The organism is Stagnihabitans lacustris (assembly GCF_025950525.1).
Taxonomy (GTDB): domain Bacteria; phylum Pseudomonadota; class Alphaproteobacteria; order Rhodobacterales; family Rhodobacteraceae; genus Stagnihabitans.
Map to the genome: position 1 here is coordinate 1 of NZ_JAPDGS010000020.1, position 5,612 is coordinate 5,612.

At 52.5% G+C, this 5,612-nt stretch carries 5 protein-coding genes and 2 pseudogenes; 6 read left to right on the plus strand and 1 reads right to left on the minus strand.

From position 1 onward, the window contains the following. Window positions 1–934: 934 nt before the first annotated feature. Entirely contained in the window at window positions 935–1,750 is an 816-nt protein-coding gene (gene aph(3')-Ia, locus NX862_RS19300) for an aminoglycoside O-phosphotransferase APH(3')-Ia (protein ID WP_000018329.1), read from the plus strand. Between the two features lie 721 nt (window positions 1,751–2,471). Here the strand turns inward: aph(3')-Ia and NX862_RS19305 are convergent. After that, window positions 2,472–2,777 (minus strand): bacteriocin class II family protein, encoded by a 306-nt coding sequence (locus NX862_RS19305; RefSeq protein ID WP_264495559.1) that lies wholly within the window; start codon window positions 2,775–2,777, stop codon window positions 2,472–2,474. A 109-nt stretch (window positions 2,778–2,886) separates the two neighbouring features. On the opposite strand from NX862_RS19305, the pseudogene NX862_RS19310 reads away from it, so the two are divergent. The 5 genes and pseudogenes from NX862_RS19310 to NX862_RS19330 form a co-directional block, all read left to right on the plus strand. Then, a pseudogene (locus NX862_RS19310) lies at window positions 2,887–3,171 on the plus strand (MFS transporter); the annotation flags it as partial. Between the two features lie 79 nt (window positions 3,172–3,250). Continuing rightward, window positions 3,251–4,333 carry a DNA-binding transcriptional repressor LacI gene (gene lacI, locus NX862_RS19315; RefSeq protein WP_000805902.1) on the plus strand — a complete coding sequence of 361 codons (1,083 nt, stop codon included), beginning with the start codon at window positions 3,251–3,253 and terminating at the stop codon, window positions 4,331–4,333. Between the two features lie 49 nt (window positions 4,334–4,382). Beyond that, window positions 4,383–4,724: pseudogene (locus tag NX862_RS19320) on the plus strand (hypothetical protein); the annotation flags it as partial. Window positions 4,725–4,774: 50 nt separating this feature from the next. Next, window positions 4,775–5,038 carry a site-specific integrase gene (locus tag NX862_RS19490; protein WP_003660253.1) on the plus strand — a complete coding sequence of 88 codons (264 nt, stop codon included), beginning with the start codon at window positions 4,775–4,777 and terminating at the stop codon, window positions 5,036–5,038. 103 nt (window positions 5,039–5,141) lie between these two features. Beyond that, on the plus strand, window positions 5,142–5,333 hold the full coding sequence (locus NX862_RS19330) for a Rop family plasmid primer RNA-binding protein (protein WP_000165985.1): 192 nt from the start codon (window positions 5,142–5,144) through the stop codon (window positions 5,331–5,333). Window positions 5,334–5,612: the final 279 nt, after the last annotated feature.

Below are 5,612 nucleotides of genomic sequence, written 5' to 3' on the forward strand. Positions count from 1 at the left end.
ATACCGCACAGATGCGTAAGGAGAAAATACCGCATCAGGCGCTCTTCCGCTTCCTCGCTCACTGACTCGCTGCGCTCGGTCGTTCGGCTGCGGCGAGCGGTATCAGCTCACTCAAAGGCGGTAATACGGTTATCCACAGAATCAGGGGATAACGCAGGAAAGAACATGTGAGCAAAAGGCCAGCAAAAGGCCAGGAACCGTAAAAAGGCCGCGTTGCTGGCGTTTTTCCATAGGCTCCGCCCCCCTGACGAGCATCACAAAAATCGACGCTCAAGTCAGAGGTGGCGAAACCCGACAGGACTATAAAGATACCAGGCGTTTCCCCCTGGAAGCTCCCTCGTGCGCTCTCCTGTTCCGACCCTGCCGCTTACCGGATACCTGTCCGCCTTTCTCCCTTCGGGAAGCGTGGCGCTTTCTCATAGCTCACGCTGTAGGTATCTCAGTTCGGTGTAGGTCGTTCGCTCCAAGCTGGGCTGTGTGCACGAACCCCCCGTTCAGCCCGACCGCTGCGCCTTATCCGGTAACTATCGTCTTGAGTCCAACCCGGTAAGACACGACTTATCGCCACTGGCAGCAGCCACTGGTAACAGGATTAGCAGAGCGAGGTATGTAGGCGGTGCTACAGAGTTCTTGAAGTGGTGGCCTAACTACGGCTACACTAGAAGGACAGTATTTGGTATCTGCGCTCTGCTGAAGCCAGTTACCTTCGGAAAAAGAGTTGGTAGCTCTTGATCCGGCAAACAAACCACCGCTGGTAGCGGTGGTTTTTTTGTTTGCAAGCAGCAGATTACGCGCAGAAAAAAAGGATCTCAAGAAGATCCTTTGATCTTTTCTACGGGGTCTGACGCTCAGTGGAACGAAAACTCACGTTAAGGGATTTTGGTCATGAACAATAAAACTGTCTGCTTACATAAACAGTAATACAAGGGGTGTTATGAGCCATATTCAACGGGAAACGTCTTGCTCTAGGCCGCGATTAAATTCCAACATGGATGCTGATTTATATGGGTATAAATGGGCTCGCGATAATGTCGGGCAATCAGGTGCGACAATCTATCGATTGTATGGGAAGCCCGATGCGCCAGAGTTGTTTCTGAAACATGGCAAAGGTAGCGTTGCCAATGATGTTACAGATGAGATGGTCAGACTAAACTGGCTGACGGAATTTATGCCTCTTCCGACCATCAAGCATTTTATCCGTACTCCTGATGATGCATGGTTACTCACCACTGCGATCCCCGGGAAAACAGCATTCCAGGTATTAGAAGAATATCCTGATTCAGGTGAAAATATTGTTGATGCGCTGGCAGTGTTCCTGCGCCGGTTGCATTCGATTCCTGTTTGTAATTGTCCTTTTAACAGCGATCGCGTATTTCGTCTCGCTCAGGCGCAATCACGAATGAATAACGGTTTGGTTGATGCGAGTGATTTTGATGACGAGCGTAATGGCTGGCCTGTTGAACAAGTCTGGAAAGAAATGCATAAACTTTTGCCATTCTCACCGGATTCAGTCGTCACTCATGGTGATTTCTCACTTGATAACCTTATTTTTGACGAGGGGAAATTAATAGGTTGTATTGATGTTGGACGAGTCGGAATCGCAGACCGATACCAGGATCTTGCCATCCTATGGAACTGCCTCGGTGAGTTTTCTCCTTCATTACAGAAACGGCTTTTTCAAAAATATGGTATTGATAATCCTGATATGAATAAATTGCAGTTTCATTTGATGCTCGATGAGTTTTTCTAAGAATTAATTCATGAGCGGATACATATTTGAATGTATTTAGAAAAATAAACAAATAGGGGTTCCGCGCACATTTCCCCGAAAAGTGCCACCTAAATTGTAAGCGTTAATATTTTGTTAAAATTCGCGTTAAATTTTTGTTAAATCAGCTCATTTTTTAACCAATAGGCCGAAATCGGCAAAATCCCTTATAAATCAAAAGAATAGACCGAGATAGGGTTGAGTGTTGTTCCAGTTTGGAACAAGAGTCCACTATTAAAGAACGTGGACTCCAACGTCAAAGGGCGAAAAACCGTCTATCAGGGCGATGGCCCACTACGTGAACCATCACCCTAATCAAGTTTTTTGGGGTCGAGGTGCCGTAAAGCACTAAATCGGAACCCTAAAGGGAGCCCCCGATTTAGAGCTTGACGGGGAAAGCCGGCGAACGTGGCGAGAAAGGAAGGGAAGAAAGCGAAAGGAGCGGGCGCTAGGGCGCTGGCAAGTGTAGCGGTCACGCTGCGCGTAACCACCACACCCGCCGCGCTTAATGCGCCGCTACAGGGCGCGTCCCATTCGCCAATCCGGATATAGTTCCTCCTTTCAGCAAAAAACCCCTCAAGACCCGTTTAGAGGCCCCAAGGGGTTATGCTAGTTATTGCTCAGCGGTGGCAGCAGCCAACTCAGCTTCCTTTCGGGCTTTGTTAGCAGCCGGATCTCAGTGGTGGTGGTGGTGGTGCTCGAGTTAGTTTTCTTGCAGCTTCCACGGCTCAACGCTGTTATAGCCATCACGAAAGCCTTGACCGAACTCGTCGATCGCCTGGCCAATGCTGATGGTCTCAACACCTTTACGAATCCAACGCCACACGGTGCCGATCCAACGAATGCCACCGTTAATTTGCTGCATTTCATCAAAGCTCAGCTCTTTGAACTTATCCATGATGTAGCTAATCTTGTCGATTTTGCCCACTTTCGCCGGGCATTGGATCTTGCCGTTTTCAATCAGCTCGATTTTGTTCGCCAGCATGGAGAACTGACGGTCAATGCCCATGGTATATCTCCTTCTTAAAGTTAAACAAAATTATTTCTAGAGGGGAATTGTTATCCGCTCACAATTCCCCTATAGTGAGTCGTATTAATTTCGCGGGATCGAGATCTCGATCCTCTACGCCGGACGCATCGTGGCCGGCATCACCGGCGCCACAGGTGCGGTTGCTGGCGCCTATATCGCCGACATCACCGATGGGGAAGATCGGGCTCGCCACTTCGGGCTCATGAGCGCTTGTTTCGGCGTGGGTATGGTGGCAGGCCCCGTGGCCGGGGGACTGTTGGGCGCCATCTCCTTGCATGCACCATTCCTTGCGGCGGCGGTGCTCAACGGCCTCAACCTACTACTGGGCTGCTTCCTAATGCAGGAGTCGCATAAGGGAGAGCGTCGAGATCCCGGACACCATCGAATGGCGCAAAACCTTTCGCGGTATGGCATGATAGCGCCCGGAAGAGAGTCAATTCAGGGTGGTGAATGTGAAACCAGTAACGTTATACGATGTCGCAGAGTATGCCGGTGTCTCTTATCAGACCGTTTCCCGCGTGGTGAACCAGGCCAGCCACGTTTCTGCGAAAACGCGGGAAAAAGTGGAAGCGGCGATGGCGGAGCTGAATTACATTCCCAACCGCGTGGCACAACAACTGGCGGGCAAACAGTCGTTGCTGATTGGCGTTGCCACCTCCAGTCTGGCCCTGCACGCGCCGTCGCAAATTGTCGCGGCGATTAAATCTCGCGCCGATCAACTGGGTGCCAGCGTGGTGGTGTCGATGGTAGAACGAAGCGGCGTCGAAGCCTGTAAAGCGGCGGTGCACAATCTTCTCGCGCAACGCGTCAGTGGGCTGATCATTAACTATCCGCTGGATGACCAGGATGCCATTGCTGTGGAAGCTGCCTGCACTAATGTTCCGGCGTTATTTCTTGATGTCTCTGACCAGACACCCATCAACAGTATTATTTTCTCCCATGAAGACGGTACGCGACTGGGCGTGGAGCATCTGGTCGCATTGGGTCACCAGCAAATCGCGCTGTTAGCGGGCCCATTAAGTTCTGTCTCGGCGCGTCTGCGTCTGGCTGGCTGGCATAAATATCTCACTCGCAATCAAATTCAGCCGATAGCGGAACGGGAAGGCGACTGGAGTGCCATGTCCGGTTTTCAACAAACCATGCAAATGCTGAATGAGGGCATCGTTCCCACTGCGATGCTGGTTGCCAACGATCAGATGGCGCTGGGCGCAATGCGCGCCATTACCGAGTCCGGGCTGCGCGTTGGTGCGGATATCTCGGTAGTGGGATACGACGATACCGAAGACAGCTCATGTTATATCCCGCCGTTAACCACCATCAAACAGGATTTTCGCCTGCTGGGGCAAACCAGCGTGGACCGCTTGCTGCAACTCTCTCAGGGCCAGGCGGTGAAGGGCAATCAGCTGTTGCCCGTCTCACTGGTGAAAAGAAAAACCACCCTGGCGCCCAATACGCAAACCGCCTCTCCCCGCGCGTTGGCCGATTCATTAATGCAGCTGGCACGACAGGTTTCCCGACTGGAAAGCGGGCAGTGAGCGCAACGCAATTAATGTAAGTTAGCTCACTCATTAGGCACCGGGATCTCGACCGATGCCCTTGAGAGCCTTCAACCCAGTCAGCTCCTTCCGGTGGGCGCGGGGCATGACTATCGTCGCCGCACTTATGACTGTCTTCTTTATCATGCAACTCGTAGGACAGGTGCCGGCAGCGCTCTGGGTCATTTTCGGCGAGGACCGCTTTCGCTGGAGCGCGACGATGATCGGCCTGTCGCTTGCGGTATTCGGAATCTTGCACGCCCTCGCTCAAGCCTTCGTCACTGGTCCCGCCACCAAACGTTTCGGCGAGAAGCAGGCCATTATCGCCGGCATGGCGGCCCCACGGGTGCGCATGATCGTGCTCCTGTCGTTGAGGACCCGGCTAGGCTGGCGGGGTTGCCTTACTGGTTAGCAGAATGAATCACCGATACGCGAGCGAACGTGAAGCGACTGCTGCTGCAAAACGTCTGCGACCTGAGCAACAACATGAATGGTCTTCGGTTTCCGTGTTTCGTAAAGTCTGGAAACGCGGAAGTCAGCGCCCTGCACCATTATGTTCCGGATCTGCATCGCAGGATGCTGCTGGCTACCCTGTGGAACACCTACATCTGTATTAACGAAGCGCTGGCATTGACCCTGAGTGATTTTTCTCTGGTCCCGCCGCATCCATACCGCCAGTTGTTTACCCTCACAACGTTCCAGTAACCGGGCATGTTCATCATCAGTAACCCGTATCGTGAGCATCCTCTCTCGTTTCATCGGTATCATTACCCCCATGAACAGAAATCCCCCTTACACGGAGGCATCAGTGACCAAACAGGAAAAAACCGCCCTTAACATGGCCCGCTTTATCAGAAGCCAGACATTAACGCTTCTGGAGAAACTCAACGAGCTGGACGCGGATGAACAGGCAGACATCTGTGAATCGCTTCACGACCACGCTGATGAGCTTTACCGCAGCTGCCTCGCGCGTTTCGGTGATGACGGTGAAAACCTCTGACACATGCAGCTCCCGGAGACGGTCACAGCTTGTCTGTAAGCGGATGCCGGGAGCAGACAAGCCCGTCAGGGCGCGTCAGCGGGTGTTGGCGGGTGTCGGGGCGCAGCCATGACCCAGTCACGTAGCGATAGCGGAGTGTATACTGGCTTAACTATGCGGCATCAGAGCAGATTGTACTGAGAGTGCACCATTGCGGTGTGAAATACCGCACAGATGCGTAAGGAGAAAATACCGCATCAGGCGCTCTTCCGCTTCCTCGCTCACTGACTCGCTGCGCTC